17 protein-coding genes are annotated in these 20,099 nt (G+C 69.6%); 16 read left to right on the forward strand and 1 reads right to left on the reverse strand.

The window, feature by feature from the left end; genetic code table 11:
- Window positions 1-26: 26 nt before the first annotated feature.
- The 11 genes from ACFYY6_RS28190 (at window position 27) to ACFYY6_RS28240 (ending at window position 11,893) form a co-directional block, all read left to right on the forward strand.
- Entirely contained in the window at window positions 27-4,889 is a 4,863-nt protein-coding gene (locus ACFYY6_RS28190; RefSeq protein WP_389196195.1) for a hypothetical protein, read from the forward strand.
- Window positions 4,890-4,924: 35 nt separating this feature from the next.
- Window positions 4,925-5,551, forward strand: coding sequence for a hypothetical protein (locus ACFYY6_RS28195; RefSeq protein WP_389196197.1), 627 nt, complete (start codon window positions 4,925-4,927; stop codon window positions 5,549-5,551).
- A 115-nt stretch (window positions 5,552-5,666) separates the two neighbouring features.
- A complete protein-coding gene (locus ACFYY6_RS28200; RefSeq protein WP_389196199.1) occupies window positions 5,667-6,155 on the forward strand; it encodes a hypothetical protein in 489 nt (162 codons plus the stop codon).
- Between the two features lie 51 nt (window positions 6,156-6,206).
- Window positions 6,207-7,145, forward strand: a complete 939-nt coding sequence (locus ACFYY6_RS28205) for a hypothetical protein (protein WP_389196201.1) — start codon at window positions 6,207-6,209, stop codon at window positions 7,143-7,145.
- On the forward strand, window positions 7,145-7,606 hold the full coding sequence (locus ACFYY6_RS28210; RefSeq protein ID WP_389196203.1) for a hypothetical protein: 462 nt from the start codon (window positions 7,145-7,147) through the stop codon (window positions 7,604-7,606). The genes ACFYY6_RS28205 and ACFYY6_RS28210 overlap by 1 nt, the downstream gene beginning before the upstream one ends.
- On the forward strand, window positions 7,603-8,616 hold the full coding sequence (locus tag ACFYY6_RS28215; RefSeq protein WP_389196205.1) for a glycosyltransferase family 4 protein: 1,014 nt from the start codon (window positions 7,603-7,605) through the stop codon (window positions 8,614-8,616). Before ACFYY6_RS28210 ends, ACFYY6_RS28215 begins: the two co-directional genes overlap by 4 nt.
- Window positions 8,617-8,736: 120 nt before the next feature.
- Window positions 8,737-9,399: a hypothetical protein gene (locus ACFYY6_RS28220; RefSeq protein ID WP_389196207.1), complete on the forward strand. Its 663-nt coding sequence runs from the start codon at window positions 8,737-8,739 to the stop codon at window positions 9,397-9,399.
- Complete coding sequence (locus tag ACFYY6_RS28225) at window positions 9,399-10,112, forward strand: hypothetical protein (protein ID WP_389196209.1); 714 nt, start codon at window positions 9,399-9,401, stop codon at window positions 10,110-10,112. Before ACFYY6_RS28220 ends, ACFYY6_RS28225 begins: the two co-directional genes overlap by 1 nt.
- On the forward strand, window positions 10,112-10,921 hold the full coding sequence (locus ACFYY6_RS28230; RefSeq protein ID WP_389196211.1) for a hypothetical protein: 810 nt from the start codon (window positions 10,112-10,114) through the stop codon (window positions 10,919-10,921). The genes ACFYY6_RS28225 and ACFYY6_RS28230 overlap by 1 nt, the downstream gene beginning before the upstream one ends.
- 13 nt (window positions 10,922-10,934) lie before the next feature.
- Window positions 10,935-11,519 (forward strand): hypothetical protein, encoded by a 585-nt coding sequence (locus tag ACFYY6_RS28235; RefSeq protein ID WP_389196213.1) that lies wholly within the window; start codon window positions 10,935-10,937, stop codon window positions 11,517-11,519.
- Complete coding sequence (locus tag ACFYY6_RS28240; RefSeq protein ID WP_389196215.1) at window positions 11,516-11,893, forward strand: hypothetical protein; 378 nt, start codon at window positions 11,516-11,518, stop codon at window positions 11,891-11,893. Before ACFYY6_RS28235 ends, ACFYY6_RS28240 begins: the two co-directional genes overlap by 4 nt.
- Window positions 11,894-12,004: 111 nt before the next feature.
- On the opposite strand, the gene ACFYY6_RS28245 is transcribed toward ACFYY6_RS28240, so the two are convergent.
- The gene (locus ACFYY6_RS28245; RefSeq protein ID WP_389196217.1) at window positions 12,005-12,727 is read right to left on the reverse strand and encodes a hypothetical protein; all 723 of its coding nucleotides are present in this window, start codon (window positions 12,725-12,727) and stop codon (window positions 12,005-12,007) included.
- Between the two features lie 185 nt (window positions 12,728-12,912).
- On the opposite strand from ACFYY6_RS28245, the gene ACFYY6_RS28250 reads away from it, so the two are divergent.
- From ACFYY6_RS28250 to ACFYY6_RS28270, 5 genes are all read left to right on the forward strand, one after another.
- Entirely contained in the window at window positions 12,913-13,452 is a 540-nt protein-coding gene (locus ACFYY6_RS28250) for a hypothetical protein (RefSeq protein ID WP_389196219.1), read from the forward strand.
- 5 nt (window positions 13,453-13,457) lie between these two features.
- A complete protein-coding gene (locus tag ACFYY6_RS28255) occupies window positions 13,458-13,676 on the forward strand; it encodes a hypothetical protein (protein ID WP_389196221.1) in 219 nt (72 codons plus the stop codon).
- A gap of 253 nt (window positions 13,677-13,929) precedes the next feature.
- A complete protein-coding gene (locus tag ACFYY6_RS28260; RefSeq protein ID WP_389196223.1) occupies window positions 13,930-17,631 on the forward strand; it encodes a hypothetical protein in 3,702 nt (1,233 codons plus the stop codon).
- Window positions 17,631-19,052, forward strand: coding sequence for a hypothetical protein (locus ACFYY6_RS28265; protein WP_389196225.1), 1,422 nt, complete (start codon window positions 17,631-17,633; stop codon window positions 19,050-19,052). Before ACFYY6_RS28260 ends, ACFYY6_RS28265 begins: the two co-directional genes overlap by 1 nt.
- A 16-nt stretch (window positions 19,053-19,068) precedes the next feature.
- Window positions 19,069-20,076, forward strand: a complete 1,008-nt coding sequence (locus tag ACFYY6_RS28270) for a hypothetical protein (protein WP_389196227.1) — start codon at window positions 19,069-19,071, stop codon at window positions 20,074-20,076.
- Window positions 20,077-20,099: the final 23 nt, after the last annotated feature.

The raw sequence follows: 20,099 nt of genomic DNA on the forward strand, positions 1-20,099 counted from the left end.
CACGAACAATGCGATGGGGGCTGGCCATGGCCGTCGGCGGTAACTTCACATCCTGCAACTGCGGGCCCGACAGTGCGGCCTGTACATCCCCCACCGAGCCGGTCGCGACCGTAGGCCTGTGCCTCGCCGACGGGACACCGATCGCCGTCACAGTCGTACGCGACTGCGCTGGCACGGTCACCTCCGAAGGGTGGCTCAACCTCACCACCGGGACGTGGTCGGACGGCGCGCCCCCGGCCGGGACGATCGCGTGCGGCAACCCCCGCAGCATCGCCGTGAGCGGGACCTTCTGCGACGTCGACCCGGCCACCGGCGAAGTCCTCGGCCTGGTCCTGATCGAGTACTCCTATGCCGCGGACGGGTCGATCGCCGCGGTGCGCCTGGTCGACGCGGTCACCGGCGCCACGTACACCCCGCAGGGGGAGGTGACGACGTGCCCGGCCGGGGTGGAGCAGCCCGAGCGGGACATGGTGCAGCTGTGCGACCTCACCGACGCCGAGTCCGGCGCAGACCCGATGCCGGTGGCGTTCCTGCGGGACTACCAGCGCGACGAGAACGGCCAGATCACCGGGCACTCCGACTACACGCTGGACGGGGCCCCGTACGTCCCGACTGGCACGGTCGGCGTCTGCCACCCGCCCGAGGCGGAGCCGTGCGCCTCCACGGTGCAGACCGTGAAGCTGTGCGACCTCAATCCCGACGTGGCTCCGGACGAGGACGGCCGCCGCTGCGCCGTGCCGTTCCTGCGACACATGGTCCATGACTGCACCGGCGCCCTCGCCGAGATCCGCGACACCGCTATGGACGGCACCACGCCGTACACCCCAGTTGCGGTCGTCGACTGTGGGAGCGGTGGCGTCCCCGCCCTGTCCGAACTCCTGTGGCCGCAGTCAGGCATCGCCGAGGACCCGGCCGGCGTGGCGCGGCAGGACTTCATCTACACGATCACCAACCCGCAGACGCAGGACGTCGCGGAGGTGAGGCTGCACGCGAGCAGCCTTTCGCCCGGCGGCTGTGGCACGTATGACCCGGCTGCCCCGGTCTTCAACAACCCGACCACATACACGCTCACCCTGGACGCCGCGGCGCAGGAGATGAGCACGTTCCGGCTCGACCTGCTGGACTTCGACACCTTCGAGGGCGTCACCGGCCTCAACCCGGTCCCGTCCCGTGTCGAAGGGGATGTGACGTGGTCCGGGACGACGATCACGGCGAACGTCAGCAACATCACCGCCCATGTGTACTGGGACAACCCTCCTGAGAAGATCAGCTACCGGTACGGCAACACCGGCGGCGGACGGGCCTGCTCCGGCGTCGCGTTCCAGGGCATGACCCTTATCCCCGGGGGCTGTTGCGGCTGCGGCTCCGGGGCGCAGGAGCCGTGCCGGGACACCAGTGCACTGCTGCTGTGCGACGTCACCGGCCGACTCCTGACCAACGACATCTTCGACTCCGCGCCACTGGCCACCGGCCCCACCCGTGGCACCCTGCCGAACGGTGTGACCTGGTCCGTCAACTGCGGTGTATGGGCCGGGTCGTCCAGGCACTACATCTTCGGCACCGGGAAACCGTTCCCGGCAGGCCCCCAGGTATGGACTGTCGACAGGCCGGCGGCGCTGCGCTTCGGTGTGGCCAACGTCGACAGCGCGTCCCTCGCGGAATGCATGCGGCTCCCGGCGACCGTTGTACCGGAGTCCATCCACCCCAACCACGTGTGGGACCCGGCGCAGCGCACGCTGTGCGCCACCGGAAGCACCGCCGGGTCTGACGTCTCGGTCTTCACCACGACCGAGCCGGTCACGTCGCTGGAGCTGGCGTCCGTCAACCAGGCGTCCGGCATCGGTACTTCGTTCATTCAGGTCACGGTCGAGGAGACGCCGCAGCAGTTCTTGCGGACCGTCGTCACGGACTGCGAGACCGGCGAGATCGTCTCCGTCACCGACGCCACCCTGGAGGGCGACCCGTACACGGTCGTCGGCGAGGTTGGCCAGTGCCAGGCCACGGGCGGCGGCAGTACGTCGCCGGAGCAGCGTGTCGACGTTGAGACGGCGCTTCTGTGCATCCGCGACGAGACCACCGGGGACGTCCTGGGCCAGGTCCTCGTAGAGCGGGTGTATGACGACCAGAGTGGCGACCAGGTCGCGCAGCGGATCACGGACCCGACGACCGGCGACCCGGTCGAGCTGCCAGCCGGGGCGATCCTGGCACGCTGCCCGTCTCCGGACCGCATCACCCGGCAGATCTGCGTCGTGTCTTCCGGGCAGACCGAGTTCCTGACCAACGCCGGTAACGCGACGACGGGGCAGGACACGGATTGGCAGTGGGCTCCGGACCTCTCCGGTACCTGGTACCCGATGTACGAGGTCGCCCCCAACGGGCTGTGGACCGTCACCGACCCTGCACCGAACAAAGCGCATTGGGTGTCACCGCACGCGAACAAGGGCGTCTGCTCACCGAACCCGGCCGCGGCCCCGAACGTGACCGCGACCTGGTACACCCGCGCCTCCTGGAACCTGCCGACGGATGTCGACCCGGAGACGATCCGGATCGCCGCGACGGTCCTCAATGCGGACAACGACGTCGTGCAGTGGCGCCTCAATGACGGGCCGTGGCAGCCGGTTGCCGGCGGTCAGTTCGGCCCACCGGCCTGGGGTTTCCCGCCGACCGCCGTTCCTGGTGGCCGGGCTGGGCAGAACGAGGTCATCGTCCAGATCCTGGAGACACAGCCGCCGTCCTCGGTGCCGTGCCCGAACGGGAATCAGGCCGGGATGATCCTCCACGTCGTGGCGACGTACGACCACGGGCCGCGCGTCTGGACGCAGGTCATCGAGGACGGCCGGGTCTACTACCTGGACGAGACCGGTACCCGGCAGGACGCCATCCCGGACGGGCAGCGCATCGTCCCCTGCGGTGGAGGGGCTGGCGGGGAGTGCTGCCCGCAGCCCGAGTGCCGCGACAGCACGACGCTCCTGCTGTGCGACGTGCCGGCAGACGGTGAGCCCGAGCCCACGGTCACGGACACTGCGCCCGGCCCGTACTACCCGTATCCGACCGGCCTGGCCATGGCGGGTGCACAAGCGCTGTGGGACGGCGGCGCCCTCACCGTCCCGCCGGGCACCGGGCCGCAGGCCGGTACGACCGGGACCGTGCGCACCCTGGCCGCGACGCTGCAGGCCCCGCGCCCGGCGTGCGACACCGGGACTGCTCACGTGACGGTGTCGGTCGACGTCAAGCAGCTCGGCCCGGACACCGGATGCGCCGTCACCGGCGCTGTACGCCTCTTCAACGGCACGACACCGGTCGCTACCGTCCTCCCGCCCAATAACGCCGCGGTTGGCTGGTCGGGCACGCTCACCGTGGAGGCGGACGTCCCGGCCGCCGACCTGGCCGCCGGGAACGTCACCTTCTTCGTGGCGCTCGACACCTACGACGACTCGCCGCAGGCATGCCCCGGCACCCCGCGTAAAACGTCGTGGGAGCTGTCCGGGGTCACCGCGGCTGTCGCCTACGAACAGACGGGCTGCGCCCCGCAGTTCCTTCGCACCGTCACGGTGGACTGCGAGACGGGTGCAGTCCTCACCGTCACGGACACCACTCTCGGCGGCGACCCGTACACGGTCACCGGAGAGGCCGGCGAGTGCACAACTGGCGGCGGCTGCTGCCCGACGGAGAAGTGCCGCGACACCAGCACGGTCCTGCTGTGCGACCTCGACCCGGAGTGCCAGGCCGGCATCGAGCCGACCGCGACGGACGAGCCGAACCCGGCGAGCTACAACAACTGGCGTCCCGGCACCGTGCCGACCTGGTGCCACCTGGACACGCCAGGGCAGGGCGCACCGGTATGGACCGGCGGGTCCGTCGTGCTGGGCCCCGACACGAAATGCGCGACCGCCTCGGGCGGTGACACGCACCGCGTGATCGGTGTCCACCTCGCGGCCGGGTCTCCGTCGCTCACGGGCACGGTGGACGTGACGGTGTCGCTGCGGGTCACGAACCAGGGGCCCAACCCCGGCTTCCATGGCGACGGCATGTTCGGGCTGTGGGACGCGTCCGCCGGACCGTCCCGCATCAAATACGTCGCTGTGCCGGGGAGCGCTCCGGTTGGCGCGGTCTACACCCTGACCCTGACCGCGGCCGTCCCGGCGGCGGCGCTCGCGGCGGGTGACATCGTCGCAATTCTGGACCTGGAGACCTACCACGGCGCCGGGCCCAAGGCGTGGAAGGTCGACCAGTTCACATGGTCGGCGGAGGTTCCGGCGGTCGAGTGCGAGGCGCAGTTCCTGCGTACGATCGTCAAGGACTGCGCCACCGGGGCCACCGTGTCGGTCGTCGACACCACCCTGGACGGCGAGCCGTACGAGGTGACCGGCGACGTCGGCCAGTGCACCCCGGCAAGCGGTGGTGAGACCCCGCAACCAGACCTGTGCCAGGCCACCAACGTGATCGAGGCATGCAGGTGCGACGACACCGACGGCGACGGCGTAGCGGACACCGACTACGTCGAGCTCCTGGCCGTCGACTGCGAAGGCGCCCTCACGAGCATCGGCACGTACACGCCGGACCTGTCCGCCCCGTACACGCCGGTCGCACCCGTGCCGTGCGAGATGGGCGGCGCGCCGTCAGCCACGGGCGTCCAGCCGCGCCGCGTCGAGCTCACCGCGGGCGAGACATGGAACGTGCTCGCCTGGCCGACGCTCCAGTCCGTCACCGCTGTCGCCCGAGGAACCGGCACGATCACCACCGCCGACGGCACATCCAGCCTCATGACAGGGGAGAGCGTCACCTGGTCCGTGGCCCGGGATGATGACGCGCTGCTTACCGGCCCGCTCACGATCACCGCCGACACCGGCACCATCGCCGTGTCCTTCACGACGGGAACGACTCTCTAATGGGCGATTGCTGCTGCTCCGCAGGCGGTACGCGGGTGTACCGGACCGATCCGACGGTCGACCCGGACCCGTGCAATGCCGTCTCCCTCACCGCGGACGGGCTTCTCGCCCCGCGCACCGAGCTTGCCGGGATCGCGCCCGGCGGAGCCGCCGGGGCTGCCAGGTCCGTGGATATCGACGTCACTGCCCCGGCCGATGGGACGTGCCCGCAGGCGTGGCAGGTCGGGGCCCGGCTCACCCCCGTGATCGGGCAGACATCCGGCGTCGTGGCCCTTCAAGATGCCCCCTACGACACGTGGGTCCCGGTCACCGGGGCCGAGCTGACGCTGCCGGAGGCAGGCGTCTACGAAGTGATCGCCGACATGCAGGGCGGTGTAATCATGGTGGGCAGTGTCTCCAACGCGATCCTCCAGGCCAGGCTCTTCGACGTCACCGCCAACGCCGCGGTCCCGCTCAGTACGCGGAGCATCCTCCTCTTCGCTGCCACGCCCGCCGACGGCGTCACACACACCCTCCACAGCAACGCCTCGGCAGCGGCGCTCTACCAGGTGGCGGGGAGTACGCCGATTCGAGTTGAGGCACTGAAACGTGTCGACAGCGGAACCACGACCGCTGAGGCCGTCTGGGCCACGAACTTCCGCTTCAAGAAGGTCTCGGACTGATGGCCCGGGGCGTGGGCCCCATGACAACCGCATGGCGTGTCACCTCCACCCTCACTCTCTGACTCCAGCGGTCGCCCCACCACGGGTGCGGCCCCTTAAGGAAGGACCCGAGCCCATGGCCGGAACCGTCGGCAGTGTCTCCCTCCCCGACACCGATCCCATCGTCCTGTGCGACGACGACGGCGCAGGGACCGTCACCCCGTTCCTGCGCCGCTACACCCCCGCGGGCGCCGCTCCCGCCGTCGTCGACACGGCACTGGACGGCACCACCCCGTACACCGTGACGGGCACGGTCGGTACCTGTGCGCCGGTCTCCGCACCGGACGCCGAGGTGAGCACTGCCCTGCACCGGTACGCCGCTGCGGCGACCCCGGACCTGAAGGCCATGTATCCGGGTCTGCAATCGGCCACGGTGACCGTGCTCGCGGGGACGGTGGCGGTGACGACCACGGGCGCGGCCGGCCAGCCCGTACCGGCAGGCGTGGCGCTGACCTGGAGCACCAATGACGATGACGACTCGTCGCTGGGCGCGCTGTCGCTGAGCATCCCGGCCAGGGCTGACGTGCTGGTGAGCGCGACCTACAAGGCGAGCACCGCGGGCTGATCCGGCGCCGCTCGCCTGCCCAACCCCTTTCAACGGCCCAGGAGGCCCCTCATGTCAGGTACGGGAGCAGCGCTGTCGCTGGACTGCCCGACCACGCTCTCCAACGAGTGCTGGAAGATCCCCGGCTACCGGTATGTGTCCTACGACAACTCGGCGTCCACGCCGTGCGGTGTCTCGGCGATCAACGGCACGGTGGCCGGGATCTGCGACCGGCCGCATGTGCGCGTCACGTCGTGGATGATCAACGGCAGGAACGTCGTCCAGGATCCGTTCACTGACGGCTGGGACCTGTGCGGTATTCCGTTCCTGTCTGATCTGGCCGCCACGATGAACACCTGGGATCCGTTCGCCGGCGGCTGGACCGTCGCCGCCAGCGACGCCTGCGCGTACTTCGTGCGCTCCCGGGCGCTGCCGCCGACCGGCACGAAGTACGGCGTCCTCACCGCCGTTGACATCGACACCAGCCAGACCATCACGTTCACACCGGTCGATACCGTCGTCGCGGACACCTACTACCGGCGTATCACCGAGGTGGACTGCGACGGCAAGACGACGACACGGTGGACGAACGATGCCGGGGCCACCGTCCAGGCCCCTGACCCGGCCCAGATCGTGGAATGCACCGTCCAGGTCACCCCCGGCGCCCGGGTCACACCGACCCAGCGTGTACGGCCGCGCGTAGCCCGGTACACCGGCACGGCCAGCTCGACGAGCATCGACGCCATGCCGGCCGACGTTCAGTCGATGACCCTCACCGTCCTTGCCGGGGCAGTTCGTGTGCGGGCGGCGGGCTCCGGAGCGACGAACAGCAGCGGCCCGCCGAAGTACGGCGACGACGTCACGGTCCCGGCCGGTATCACCCTCACCTGGGCTGTCGACGGCGACTCCAACGACCTTGCCCTCGACGGGAGCCTGCTCTTCACGGGGACCGCGGCGGGCGCTGACTTCCTCGTCCACTGGACCGAGCATACCTACACGGACGCCGACTGATGGCCACCTCCAGCAGCATCCGCATCACCGGGGACGGGCTTGCTGTCCTCGCAGGCACTGTCGACCTTCAGCCGACCGCGTCCGGTACCTGGACGAACACCGGTTTGGAGCTGACGCTCCCCGCCGCCGGCGTCTACCACCTCGACGCCTCGGTGCGCGGGGCCCTCACTGGCAGCAGCGTCGTCAACACGTGGATCATGGCCCGATTCTGGGACGTCACCGCCGGAGCCATCGTGCCGAACAGCGAGGTTCTGGTGCACCAGATCTCCCTGAATAGCGCAGGCGCGGCGGTCACCGGCGGCAATCAGTACGGGGTGATCAGCATCCGCTACGCCGTGCCAGCCGCACGCCTTGTGCGGCTCCAGGCCGCCCGTGTGAACGGTGCCGGGGCTTCAGCCTCCGCCGCGATCGTGTCCGCCGACAACGGCCGCACGACACTGCGCTACGAGCGGGTCGCATGAGCGCGGCTGGCATGCGCGTCCTCGTGGCCCTGCCGGTGTACAGCGCCCTACCCACGGGGGCGTTCGTCACCAGCCGCGAGTACGTGCAGCACCTGGCCGCGGCCGGCCACCAGGTGCACGTGGTGACCACGATCAAGGAACCCGGCGTCCCCCGCACCGAGGGCGGGGTACGGGTCTGGCCGCTGCGTGACTGGCGGCGCGCGGTCCGGGCCGCGCGGCCCGAGCTGCTGATCACGCATCACGGCGACCGGAAGGCGGCCCGGATCGTGTCTCTCGTGTCGAGCGTCCCGCACCTGCTGATGGTCCACGGCATGGCCGCCGACCGAGACCTCGGCGCTCCAGGGCTGGTGTGGTTCCCGTCCGAGGCATGCCGCGTCCACTACCCCGGCCACGGCGGCCGGGTCCTCGTACTGCCGCCGCCGATCGAACCGGGCCGCTACCGAACCACCCCCGGCACCATGGTCACCCTGAATGGCTCCACGGCCGCGAAGGGCGCCGACGTCCTGGCCCAAGTCGCCGCACGCATGCCGGAGACACAGTTCCTGCTGGTGCGCGCGGCCGGCCATACACCCGGTGCGCTCCCGCCGAACGTGATCGTCGCCGACCGTACCGACCCGCGGCACGTCTACGCCCAGACACGAGTGCTGCTCATGCCGTCCACCACGGAGTCCTACGGCAGGGCCGGGGTGGAGGCCATGCTGTCGGGCATCCCTGTCCTCGCGGCTCCGCTGCCCGGAATGCGTGAGGCGTTCGGAGACGCGGCCACGTACATCCCTCGCGAGGACACCGGCCGCTGGGTGGCCGAGCTCCGTCGGCTCAACGATCCTGCGGTGTACGCCGCGGCGTCGGCCCGGTGCCGTGCCCACGCCGACAGTCTCGACTACGCCGGGAACCTCCGGGCGTTCGAGGCCGCGTGCGGCAGCCTGCGCCCCCGGCGCCCCCGACCCACGGGTCCGGCTGTACGCCCGCCCGCACCGCCCAGGAGCAGGCGGCGGACAACGGTCGCGTGACTGGGGTCCTTGACGGATAGACTCGTTTACGGATGCCGCTGGTTTTGGGCCGGGCCAACAACGTTCTGTTGGAGGCCACCCGTGCCGGCACCCCTCATTTCGAATGCGGCCACTGTCCGCGTGACCCGTGTTGACGGCTGCGGTCGTCCTGTCTGCGGTGACGACGCCAGTTTCGTGACCGAGTGCTTCGCCACCGTCCAGATGGCCGCGAATGTGGAGGATGGCGAGGACATCACGTTCAAGGCGGCGAACGGCAAGCAGTGCGGGTTCAAGAAGGGCTGCCCGACTTTGAACGGGTATGACCTGACTTTCACCTTCTTCCAGGCGTCGCCGGAGCTCGTCGAGCTCATGACCGGCAGCCCCGTGTACTACGACTACAACGGCCGCCCGATCGGCTACGACGACTGCTCGATCCCCTGCAAGTCCGGCTTCGCCATGGAGGTGTGGACGGAAGTCCTCGGCGAGGACGTCTGCGAGGAGGAGGCAGCGGAAGGGGCGTGGGTGTACTTCCTGCTGCCCTGGGTGACCAACGGGATCCTCGGCGACCTGGAGCTCGGGGCCGAAGCGGTGAACCTGGAGCTGACCGGCTCGACCCGGGCCGGTGGGAAGTGGGGCGTCGGCCCGTACGACGTCCAGGCCCAGGACAAGGCTGGCACCCCCGGCCCGATGCTCACCCCTCTGGCATCCTCCTGTCACCGCCGAACGTTCTTCACCTCCGTGGAGCCGCCCGAGCCGGACAGCACGTACATCCCGGTCATGGGCGACTACTGCATGGCGTCCTGATGGCCGAGTACGACCTGGTCGTCCCGGTGCGGGAGGGCGCCGCCAACCGGCAGCTGCGGTACGCGCTGCGGTCGTGGGCGGCGAACCTCCCGCACCGGCGGGTGTGGCTGGTCGGGTACCGGCCGCCGTGGGTATCCGGTGTGGGGCACATCCCGACCCGGCAGACCGGCACCAAGTACGCCAACACCACGGTGGCGGTGCGGGCTGCGATCGAACATCCCGGCGTCACCGAGCGGTTCATCCTGTGCAATGACGACTTCTTCGTGATGGAGCCCCAGCCGGCCGAGCTGCCGGTGTACCACCGGGGCCCGGTGCGGGACGTGGAGGCGTACTACGCGACGCGCGGGAACGGGGCGTACCTCCGGGGGCTGCGTGAGACCCGTGACCTCCTGGTGGGCCTCGGGTATGAGGACCCGCTGTCGTACGAGCTCCACGTCCCGCTCCCTGTCGAGAAGGCGGGCATGCGGCATGCGCTGGATACCGGCCGGCACCTGGACGTGCTGCACAAGCGGACCGCGTACGGGGTGCTCGCGGGGATCGGCGGTGAGCGCATGGCCGACGTGAAGGTCATGGACCGCAGGTCCGCGCGGTTCGGTACGAACACGCGGTTCCTGTCGACGATGCCGGATTCCTTCACCAACGGGCTGGTCGGGCAGCACATCCGCCGGACGTTCTTGCAGCCGTGCGAGTACGAGGGCCGGGGGCGGCGCTGATGCCGGCCCAGGTCGGCCCGTGCGAGCCGTGGCCGTTCGTTCCCGACTGCTGCCAGCTCCCGGAAGGGGTCGAGCAGGAGACCATCGACCGGCAGCGGGCCGTCGCGACGAGCATCCTGTGGGCGCTGTCCGGGCGGCGGTGGGGCCCGTCCTGCCCCATCACGGTGCGGCCGTGCCGAAAGAGCTGCCTCGACTCGGGCTCGTCTGCCGTGCAGGGGGCGACGGGCGGGCCGTGGATTCCGTACCTCGGCCGTGACGGGGTGTGGCGCAACGCGAGCGTGTGCGGCTGCGCCAGCGACTGTTCGTGCTCCGAGCTGTGCGAAGTCCGGCTCGAAGGCCCGGTGCACGACATCGTGTCCGTTCAGGTCGACGGCGAGACCCTGCCCCCGGAGTCGTACCGGGTCGACGGCCCGGGGCTCCTGGTGCGCACGGACGGCGAGTGCTGGCCCGACTGCCAGGACATGGCCGCGCCGTGCGGCGAGGAGGGGACGCTCTGCGTCACCTACCGGATCGGGTTGCCGCTCGACGCCGCCGCGATTGCCGCGGTCAGCGCGCTGGTCTGCCACCTGGTGAAGGACTGCTCGGGCGGCTGCGGCTGCAAGCTCGCATCGAACCGGAACCTGTCCCGCCTGTCCCGGCAGGGAGTCGACCTCGAATTTGCGGACCCGACGCTTCTGTACTCGGAGATGCGGACCGGGATTCCGGCCGTCGACCTGTGGCTGATCGCCGTGAACCCGTACCGGCAGGCGTCGCCGGGCCAGGTTTTCAGCCCGGACTACAAGCGGCCCCGTACCCAGATCTGGCCGTAGGAAGGAACCCCCTGTGCCGCTCCAGCCCCTGGCCATCCACGAGGCCGCGCAGGACCTCCTGGACTGCGTGTGCGTCACCCTCGACGACCTGGCCACCCGGATCAAGGACTATCCGGGCTGCCCGACCGCCAGGCGCTGCCTCGTGCCGGGCCTGCCCGCCTGGGACAGCTGCGAGGACCCGTGCACCGGCGACGCGGGCGGCCAGCTCACGGTCAACCTGTCCCGCATGTACGCCTCGACGGACTTCCCCGCCGAGGACCACAGGCCGCAGAACGTCCGCGGCTGCGTGCGGCCGTTGTCGACCGCCGTGGAGCTCGTCGTCACGGTCTTGCGGTGCGCGCCCGGCCCGACCGAGGACGGCTGCCCGCCGTCGTGCGAAGACCTGGAAGCCGCCGCCACCATCCTCGACATCGACGCCGTCGGCGTGTTCAACGCGATCACGTGCTGCCTGGCCGCCACCGGCGGGCGGCGGCGCGGCCGGCCGTACATTCTCGGCCGCCAGCAGACCCTCGGCCCGCAGGGCGGCTGCGTCGGCGTCGAGCAGCGCGTCACGATCGCGCTCCCCGGCTGCGGATGCCCGCAGGGGGACGTCTCGTGAGCGTCGAAGTGCGGATCGAGCCTGGCCGGATCGCCCGCCTGTTGCGCGCCCGGGGCGGCATCGCCTACCGGAAGATGAGCCAGCGCACGGAACGCGTTGCCCGGATCGCTGAGAGGGAAGCCCCGGGCAGGATGGGCGAGTACATCACCTGGAGGGTCGTCGAAGGGCCGCGCGGCCTGGAAGGCGTCATCAAGTGCAACCACCACGCGGTCCACTACGTCCTGAACGGCACCCGCCCCCACCTGATTAAGCCGCGCCGCGCGAAGGCGCTGCGGTTCGAGGTGAATGGCCGGGTGGTGTACACGCAGCTCGTCCGACACCCCGGCACGAAACCGAACAACTTTCTCGGTAGGGCACTACGCCAGGGGCGTTGACGCCCGCAACGTATTGGTGAAGGCGGGCTGATCAGTCTTCGACGACCCGCGCCGCACCCTGCGGCTTGCCCGCGGCCGGGTAATCGTCCGAGTTCAACGCCCAAGCCCACGTCACCGAGCGAGGAAGAGGAAACGACGGCCTCGCTTCCCCACGGGACGAGGTCTGCGTTGTTGCTGAGGCAAGACGCCTGGAAGAGGCTGATGACCGTTGAGGTGCGCGCGAGCGACCTTAATGAAGATGCCGATCGCATGCTCCAGCTCATTGTGCGCCTCTGTGGAACGGTCCGGATCGGGTTTCTTCTCTTCTCTCTCTGGCCAGTGGCCAGCATTGGAAAGTCTGTCGTGGAGCGCTTCGGCTAGCCTCTCTACCTTCTCTGCCGCCCTGGTTACGCCCCCTACCGGGCCTTCCAGACATACGACCGCGGCGGCCTCCAAGACGGGGGCGGGGGCATTCGCTTGGTTGATCCAGCTGGTCAGCTTGCTCGTAATTTCCGGAATGAGCCCGATCTCTTTCATGGGGACCAACAGTCCCGATCGGTCATCCACATTGAATCCGCCCGCTGGCTCTGCATGCTCATCCAGTTGCTTTGCTGCTTCGAGGACGTGGTGTGTTCGAGCAAGGTAGAGGCGAGTGCTGGAGACGAGTTGGGCGTATGCCTCACGTTGGGGGGCACGTCGGGCCGCCTCCAGAGTGGTCTGGTAAGAGGATTGCGCAGTCTCCAGAGCGGTCTGCTTGGCTGAACGCGTTTGGGATCGGCCTACGTGGTAGGTGAGGGTGCCGACTAACAGCGTGATCGGACCGTTGATGAGTGCGGCTGCGACGACGGGTTCCATGGCGTGAAATCATGCCGTATTCGGTCAGGATGGGGCATGGAAACGGCGCGACTTCCATCGCCGGAACCCCGAATTTGCCAGCAGCATCCCCCTCGGGGAGCGGGGTCGTTCCTCGTCTACAGCTACCCTCGTTGGTACGCCGCTGGTTGTGGGCCGGGCGAGGAGCGGAAGACAGGAAGCCGCCTGTGCGCAAGACATTTGCCCTCAACACCGAGCCCCACGTCGCCGTCATCGGCGAGACGGAGCTCCTGTTCCAGCCGGAAGTCATGGGCGACGACTTCATGGACTCCTACGCCGAGCTGCGGGAGGCCCGCCAGGCCGAAGGCGTCGACTTGGACGACATCGAGGACGCCGACCCTGCCGTTGTCCGTAAGTCGAACCGCGGGCTTCGGGTGTTTTTCGCCCGGCAGATGCTGCCGGAGTCCGCCGTGCTGTTCCTCCGCCTCAACGTCGTCAAGGCCGACAAGGTGCTGAAGTCCTTCCAGGACCTGGAGGAGGCGGAGGCGTACGCGGCGAAGCAGAAGGGGGCGCGCATCGTCGACGAACTGCGGCTGCCGCCCCGCGTCCTGGCCGAGCTGCTGGAGTGGATCGTCGAGCTGTACGGGGGTGGTGACGCCCGCCCTACTACGTCGTCCAGCGGCTCCTCGACAGCATCGCGGCCAGCTGGGACTCGTGGGACGGGGCGCTCGCCCTCCAAGGCATCGACCCGCACACGTGGACGCTGAGGCGGATGCTGAACGCCGCCGAAGCCGCAATGGACCAGGCGGCCGAGGACGACGCCGAGCGGCAGCGGAACCGGGCGAAGCTGTACGCGCCGCCCAAGGGCGTGCGACGGCGGCCGCCAGGCGGCGGGACGCGGCGCAGCACGGCCGGTATCAGCGCGAGCGATGCGCGGGCGCTGATGGTGCAGATGGCGGCTGAGGACGCGCGGTTTCAAGGCCGTGGGTAGCCGATAATCTGAAGATCACGGCAGGTCGTGGGCCTGTCTGCCGCTGGTTTTGGGCCGGGCAACCATCACGCGTTCGTGAGGTTGTTCGGTGGCTGGTGAGGACGAGGATTACGGGTCCGCCCGGATAACGATCAACCTCGACGACTCGGGGGTAGTCGGCGAAGCACGCGATCTGGGGTCGCGGATTCAGCGCGCTCTCGACCGTGCGACGAAAAACATTGGCCGTCAGATCCGGCGGAACATCCAGAACAGCTTGACTGCGGCTGGCGCGGTCAAGGTGAAGGTCGAACCGGATCTCGGCCGGTTCGAGTCCCAGCTCCGGACGGGGCTTCGCGGGCTGACCGCGTCGGTGAAGGTCGAACCGGATCTCGGCCGGTTCGAGTCCCAGCTCCGGACGAGGCTTCGCGGGCTGACCGCGTCGGTGAAAGTCGCCCCGGACCTCGGCCGGTTCGAAACTCAACTGCGGACCGGGCTTCGCGGCCTGGCCGATGCCAAGGTACGGGTGGTCCCGGACCTCGCCCGGTTCGAGAGCCAGCTCCGGACGGGGCTGCGGGGGCTGCCGGACGCCACGGTGCGTGTCACCCCGGATCTCGCCCGGTTCGAGACTCAGCTCCGGGCAGGGCTGCGTGGCCTGACCGCCTCGGTGAAGGTCACCCCGGACCTCACCCGGTTCGCAACCCAGCTCCGGACCGCGCTGCGCGGCCTGGACGCGATCAGGATCCCGATCGCCCCTGACATGTCGCAGCTGAGGCGGCAGATCGAGAACGCAAGCTTCTTCGCGACTGCCGGCGCGGAGTTGAGCGTCCCGGTCACGCCGGACCTTGACGACTTCGTCGACCAAATCCGGGCCGCAGTTGCTGGCGAAGAGATCACGATCCGCGTCGTGCCGGACTTTGATGACTTCGACACGCGGATCCGGGCGCACCACGCCCCGGACATCACGGCAGACGTCAACCTGGATCTCGACAACGACCGCATCGCGCGGGCGTTGGGCGCCGTGGACAGCGCGGTCGCTCGGGCGGTTCCGGCGGTCCTTGGGGCTCTCAAGTTCGGTGCGATCGGGACGGCTGCTGCTGCGGCGAGCTCGGGTGTTCTGTCGCTCAGCGCGTCCCTCGCATCTGTAGTCGGCATCGCCGCCGCTGTTCCGGCAGCGATTGGCGGCATGGTCGTCGCGACCACCGCGCTGAAGCTGGCACTGTCTGGGGTCGGTGATGCGTTCGGTGCGGCACTGACCGAGGACGCGGAAAAGTTCGAGAAGGCGCTTGATGCGCTCTCGCCCGTCGCTCAGAAAGTGGCGCGGGAGCTGCGGGCGCTGCGGCCCGAGTTCGACGGGTTGAAGGACACAGTCCAGGACGCCTTTTTCAGGCCGCTGGTGGGGCAGATCACCGGCCTGGCCAAGGCCCTGGGCGGGCCCCTCAAGAGCGCACTGTCCACTATTTCTGGCCAGTTCGGGACAGCTGCTGCGCAGGTCTCGAAGTTCTTTCAGTCGGCAGACGGTGTCGCGGCTGTCAAGCAGACGCTCACGGGTACGACGGCGGTCACGAAGGGCCTGGCCGCTGCGATCAGTCCGGTAGTCGCCGGGTTCACCAAGCTCTCCGGCGTCGTCTCGGAAGCGTTCGGCGCGAAGCTGGGCTCGGCGATCGAGAGTGCGGGGGAGAAGTTCGGGGGCTTCCTGGCCGACGCGGCGAGCAGTGGTCGGGCGGTGGGCTGGGTTCGGGACGCGGTGTCGGTCCTCAGGGACCTCGGCGGCGTCGTCCGTAACGTGGGCGGCATCCTGCATTCTGTCCTGGGCGCGGCGGAATCCACCGGCGGCGGGCTGCTGAAAACGCTGCGGGACCTGACCGGGCAGGCCGCCGACTTCCTCAAGACGACGGCGGGCAGCTCTGCCCTCAACGGGCTGCTGTCCGGACTCGCCGGCGTCGGTGCGCAGATCGGCCCGATCTTCGAAGCGCTGGTCAAGCAGGTGGGGAAGCTCGCCCCCGCCCTGCTTCCCGTGATCGGCAAGCTCGGCGAGGCGGTCGCCACGCTCCTGGACGGGCTCGACCTGAGCCCGATTGCCAAGGGGCTGGCCCCGGTAGCCGACGGGCTACTGGAGGCGATCAAGCTCATCGCCCCCGTGCTGGGGCCGGTAGCAGAGGGGCTGGGGGACATCCTGGCCTCGGTCTCTCCGCTGCTGCCTGTGATCGGCCGCCTCGTCGCCCTGGTCGGCGATGAGCTCGCCTTCACCCTGAAGCTCCTTGCGCCCGGGTTGAAGCTGCTCGCCGAATGGGCGGCCGCGGCCCTGACCCCGGTCATCGAGCTTGCCGAGGGCGGGTTCCGGCTCCTGGCCAAGGCGGCGCGGGCGGCATGGTCCGTGCTGGGCCCGTTCGTGAAGCTGGTCGGCGAGGCCCTGGTGGCCGCGATGAGGAAGCTCGCGGAGAGCGGCATCATCACGAAGTTCTTCGACCTGCTGGGTCGTGCGCTTCGCACGCTGAAGCCGTTCTTCGACGAGGCCGCCCCGGCCGCGGTCCAGCTCGCCAAGGACCTGAAGAAGCTCGGCCAGGACGTGCTCGCGTGGCTCCTGCCCGCGCTCGGCCGGCTGAAGGCAGAAGTTGCTCCAGCGCTCGCCCCGCTGAAGGAGCTGGGCGGGGACGTCATGCGGGGGGTTGCGAGAGGGGCCGCGCTCGCAGGCCGCAAGTTCGCCGAGCTACTTACGCACGTGGCGCCGCTGGCCCGCGACCTGCTGAAGCTCGTCAAGCCGGTGGCCCAGATTGCGTTCGCGTTCCTGAAGATGCACGTCCTGGACGGGCTGCCGCAGAAGATGGACGCGCTCGCCTCAGGGCTGCGGACCGTGGGCAGCGCTGTCCTGGACGTGATCGGCGATGTGCTGAAGTTCGTCGGGGACGTCATCAACGCGTTCCAGTGGCTGTATGACGTCCTGGTCGGGAACAGCATCGTCCCGGACCTGATCAATGCCATCGTCAGCTGGTTCGCACAGCTGCCCGGCCAGGTCCTCGGGGTCATCTCCGGATTCGTCTCAGACGCAATCAGCTGGTTCGCCCAGCTGCCGGGGCGGATCGCGACATCACTGTCTCAGCTCGGTGTCGTGCTCCAGACCTCGATATCGGCAGGGCTGACGTCCGTCACCATCACCCTCCAGACGTGGGGGGCCGGCGCCCTGGCCTGGTTTGCGTCGCTGCCCACACGGATCTGGGAGGCCATGTCTTCCCTCGGCGGTCTGCTGGCCGGTCTGTTCTCCTCGGCGCTCAGTTCCGCGAGCACGGCCGCAAGTTCCGGACTCGCTCTGCTCACGGGCATGTTCGGGGGGCTCCCTGCCCGGATCTGGACAGCCCTTTCCTCCCTCCCGGGCAGGCTGTCCGCGCTCTTCCAAGCCGCCGGTGCAGCTGCACTCGGCACCGCCAGGAGCGGCGGGTCCGCCGTCGTCGGCTTTTTCTCCGGACTGCCCTCCCGTATCGCCGGGGCCCTGGGATCCCTCGGGTCGAGGATCGCCGGAGCGTTCCGGTCCGCGGTGGGGTCGGCGCTGAGCGCAGCAAATTCGCTGATCAGCAGCGTCGTAGCCCAGTTCGCCAGCCTGCCGGGGCGGATCGTTGCGTCGATGGGCGACATCGGATCCAAGATCATGGGGCGGATCAAGGGCGGCCTTCCCAGCAGCGTGCGGGGGCTGCTTCCGTTCGCGAACGGCGGGATCGTCACCGGCCCGGTCCCCGCGCTCGTCGGAGAGGCCGGGCCCGAGGTCATCATCCCGCTCACCCGGCCCGCCCGCGCCCGCCAACTCGCCGAGCAGTCCGGGCTTACGGACCTCCTGGCCGCGGCCAACGCCCCGCAGACGAAGGGGAGTGCGCCCCGGCCGGGCGCGACGATCACGAACCACTGGACGATCAATGAGGTAGGCGATGCCCACGTGACGGCCCGTCGTGTACTGAACCGCATGGTGATCGCGGCGGGGGTGGGCTGATGTTCACCGACTACCTGAACCTGGGCGGAGTCGAGATCTACAACAGTGCGCGCTTGGCGGCGTACCTGGAGTCGGTCGGCTCCGCGCTCGACAGCGGCGGGCCCTGCGGCTGCCCGACCTTCGACGCCGGGCACGTGGGGGATGAGCCGTACACCACCCCGTGGGACGACGAGGCACCCTGGTGGGATGAGGACGTACCGGAGTCCGCGGACTTCGCCGGCCTGCTCGTCTTGGACGTCGAGGGGATGGACGACCACCCGGTGACCAGGTCGGTCACCAGGGCGGTCGTTGGCGGGGCGGCGATCGGGAAGCCTAGGGTGCAGGCGCGCACGATCACAGTGACCGGGGTGCTCCTCGGCGCGACGTGCTGCGGGGTCGCGTACGGGCTGCGGTGGCTGGCGCAGGCCCTGTCCGGCTGTGCTGACGGGTGCGGCGGGGACTGCCTGACCGTGTACAACTGCTGCCCGCCCGAAGACGAGGACCCGGACAGTTTCGCGGAGCGGCACCGGCGGACACTGCGCCGCGCCGCGCTCACGGACGGGCCGCGCGTCATCGACCGCAACGGGAACGGCTGCACCGGCAGCGGCTCTTGCCAGAACGGCGCCGACCTCTTGACCGTGGAATTCGTGCTCACGGCCGGGCCGTGGCTGTGGGCGGACCCGGTGCCAGTCATTACCGCGCCTCTGCCGGGCGACGACGGGGAATGCATCACCTGGTGCATCCACGGCGGGCCGCCCCCGCCCGTCTGTATCGAGCCGGGGGACGGCCGGTGCGCACCGGGCACGGTCATGGCGCCGCTGACCGACTCGGCGGCCTGTGATGTGGCCTGGCCGGAGACGGAGCCCGTACGGGATCCGTGCGACGCGACATGCCGCCTGGCCGCATGCCCGGACCCGGAGTCCCTGTGCGCGGATGCTACGTGCCGGACCCCGACCCCGCCGCAACTCCCGCCGCCGGAAACCTGTTTCCGGCACGCCCTGGCCGTGAACACGGCGACGTACGAGCTGGACCTCAGCTCCTGGCCGCGCTGGTTCGGGGCGGTGCCGTTGATCGAGGTCAGCGCTGGGAGCAGCGACCTGCGTCGCGTCACCGTGACCCTGTATGAGCGGACGCTGGAGCACGAGGGAATGAGCTGTGAGGAGGTCGTGGAGCTGGAGCGCTGCAACCCGCACAGCACGTACGAGATCGGGTTCGTGGCGGCCGGGGGAACGATGACGCTGGACGGGCAGGTCGGACGCGCGAGCGTGGAGTGCTACGGCCGGTGCGAGACGACAATCGACGCCTACGGGCGCGAAGGCGGCCCCCTCGACTTCCAGTTGCTGAAGTGCGACCGGTACTGCGTCGAGATCGCGGCCGACGCCATCGTGCCGCCAGCCCCGGACGCCTCGGTGACGATCTCACTGTCCGGCCGAGAGTACTGAGGAAAGGGGAACTCTGATGGGTGAGTGCGCGTCGCATACGGCGCAGATCATCGACCGTGACGGGGCGGCCGTCGCGGGCACCGACGTGCTGGTGACCGTGGAGTGGTCCCGCGTCCTGGACGACCTGTCAGAGGCCAAGGCGGTCATCGCACCGGACGCGGACTGCTGCGCCGCGCTCTCCCGGGTCCGGACGTGGCGGCACAAGTTGGCGATCTACCGCGGCACCGATCCGGTGTGGGAGGGGCCGATCACCAGCGTGGAGTGGACCGTCGACGGGGTCGAGATCAGTGCCGTCGACATCCTGGCCTGGCTGGACCGCCGCACCCCGCACACCAGCCAGGAATTCGTGGACCACGAACTCGCCGACGTCGCCGCATGGCTGATCGACGACGGCTTCGCGCCGGACGACCCCGGGCACTCGGTCGAGATCGTGGACCCGTCCGGTATCCGCGGCCGCCGCGCCTACCGGGCCGACGTGGGGCAGATCGGAGATCACCTGCGGGACCTTGCCGCGACCGGGCTCGATTTCACCGCGCTGGGGTCGCGGATCCTGATCCTGCCTGAGGATCACTCCGCGCGCGTCGCATCGCTCAGCGATGCGGACTTCGCCGACGAGCTGGTCGTCGTCGAGGACGGGCTCGCGCTCGCGACCCGGTGGGTCGTCCACGGCAAGGACGGCGTGAAGGGGGTGGCTGGCGGTGTCCACCCCTACTACGGGCTGATCGAGCGCGTGGTGGAGGAGACCTCGATCCTGGACGCTGAGTCGGCGACGGCCGCGGCCCGGAGCCGGCTCGCCGCGTCGTCCCCGGCCCCGGTGTTCCTCGACTCCCAGGAAGCTGTGCTGTCCCCGGACGCGGGCCTGGACGTGGACGCCCTGGTGCCGGGGTGGTGCGTGGACGTCACCACGACGCAGACGTGCCGGACCATCTCCCAGGCCCTGAAAATTTCCACGGTCAAGGTCAAGGAGGACGGGGACTCGGAGACCATCAGCCTCCAGCTCACTCCGGCCGGGGTGGGTGGCTGATGGCGCTGCGAGGATCGGCCGCC

The sequence above is a fragment of the Streptomyces sp. NPDC001750 genome (assembly GCF_042892615.1).
Classification (GTDB): Bacteria; Actinomycetota; Actinomycetes; order Streptomycetales; family Streptomycetaceae; genus Streptomyces.

What these genes read in the sequence shown, in the direction of transcription:
- ACFYY6_RS28190 (WP_389196195.1), top strand. Translation starts at nt 27, where the DNA reads ATGGCCGTCGGCGGTAACTTCACATCCTGCAACTGCGGGCCCGACAGT.
- ACFYY6_RS28200 (WP_389196199.1), top strand. Translation starts at nt 5,667, where the DNA reads ATGGCCGGAACCGTCGGCAGTGTCTCCCTCCCCGACACCGATCCCATC.
- ACFYY6_RS28205 (WP_389196201.1), top strand. Translation starts at nt 6,207, where the DNA reads ATGTCAGGTACGGGAGCAGCGCTGTCGCTGGACTGCCCGACCACGCTC.
- ACFYY6_RS28210 (WP_389196203.1), top strand. Translation starts at nt 7,145, where the DNA reads ATGGCCACCTCCAGCAGCATCCGCATCACCGGGGACGGGCTTGCTGTC.
- ACFYY6_RS28215 (WP_389196205.1), top strand. Translation starts at nt 7,603, where the DNA reads ATGAGCGCGGCTGGCATGCGCGTCCTCGTGGCCCTGCCGGTGTACAGC.
- ACFYY6_RS28225 (WP_389196209.1), top strand. Translation starts at nt 9,399, where the DNA reads ATGGCCGAGTACGACCTGGTCGTCCCGGTGCGGGAGGGCGCCGCCAAC.
- ACFYY6_RS28230 (WP_389196211.1), top strand. Translation starts at nt 10,112, where the DNA reads ATGCCGGCCCAGGTCGGCCCGTGCGAGCCGTGGCCGTTCGTTCCCGAC.
- ACFYY6_RS28245 (WP_389196217.1), bottom strand. Translation starts at nt 12,727, where the DNA reads ATGGAACCCGTCGTCGCAGCCGCACTCATCAACGGTCCGATCACGCTG.
- ACFYY6_RS28255 (WP_389196221.1), top strand. Translation starts at nt 13,458, where the DNA reads ATGCTGAACGCCGCCGAAGCCGCAATGGACCAGGCGGCCGAGGACGAC.
- ACFYY6_RS28265 (WP_389196225.1), top strand. Translation starts at nt 17,631, where the DNA reads ATGTTCACCGACTACCTGAACCTGGGCGGAGTCGAGATCTACAACAGT.
- ACFYY6_RS28270 (WP_389196227.1), top strand. Translation starts at nt 19,069, where the DNA reads ATGGGTGAGTGCGCGTCGCATACGGCGCAGATCATCGACCGTGACGGG.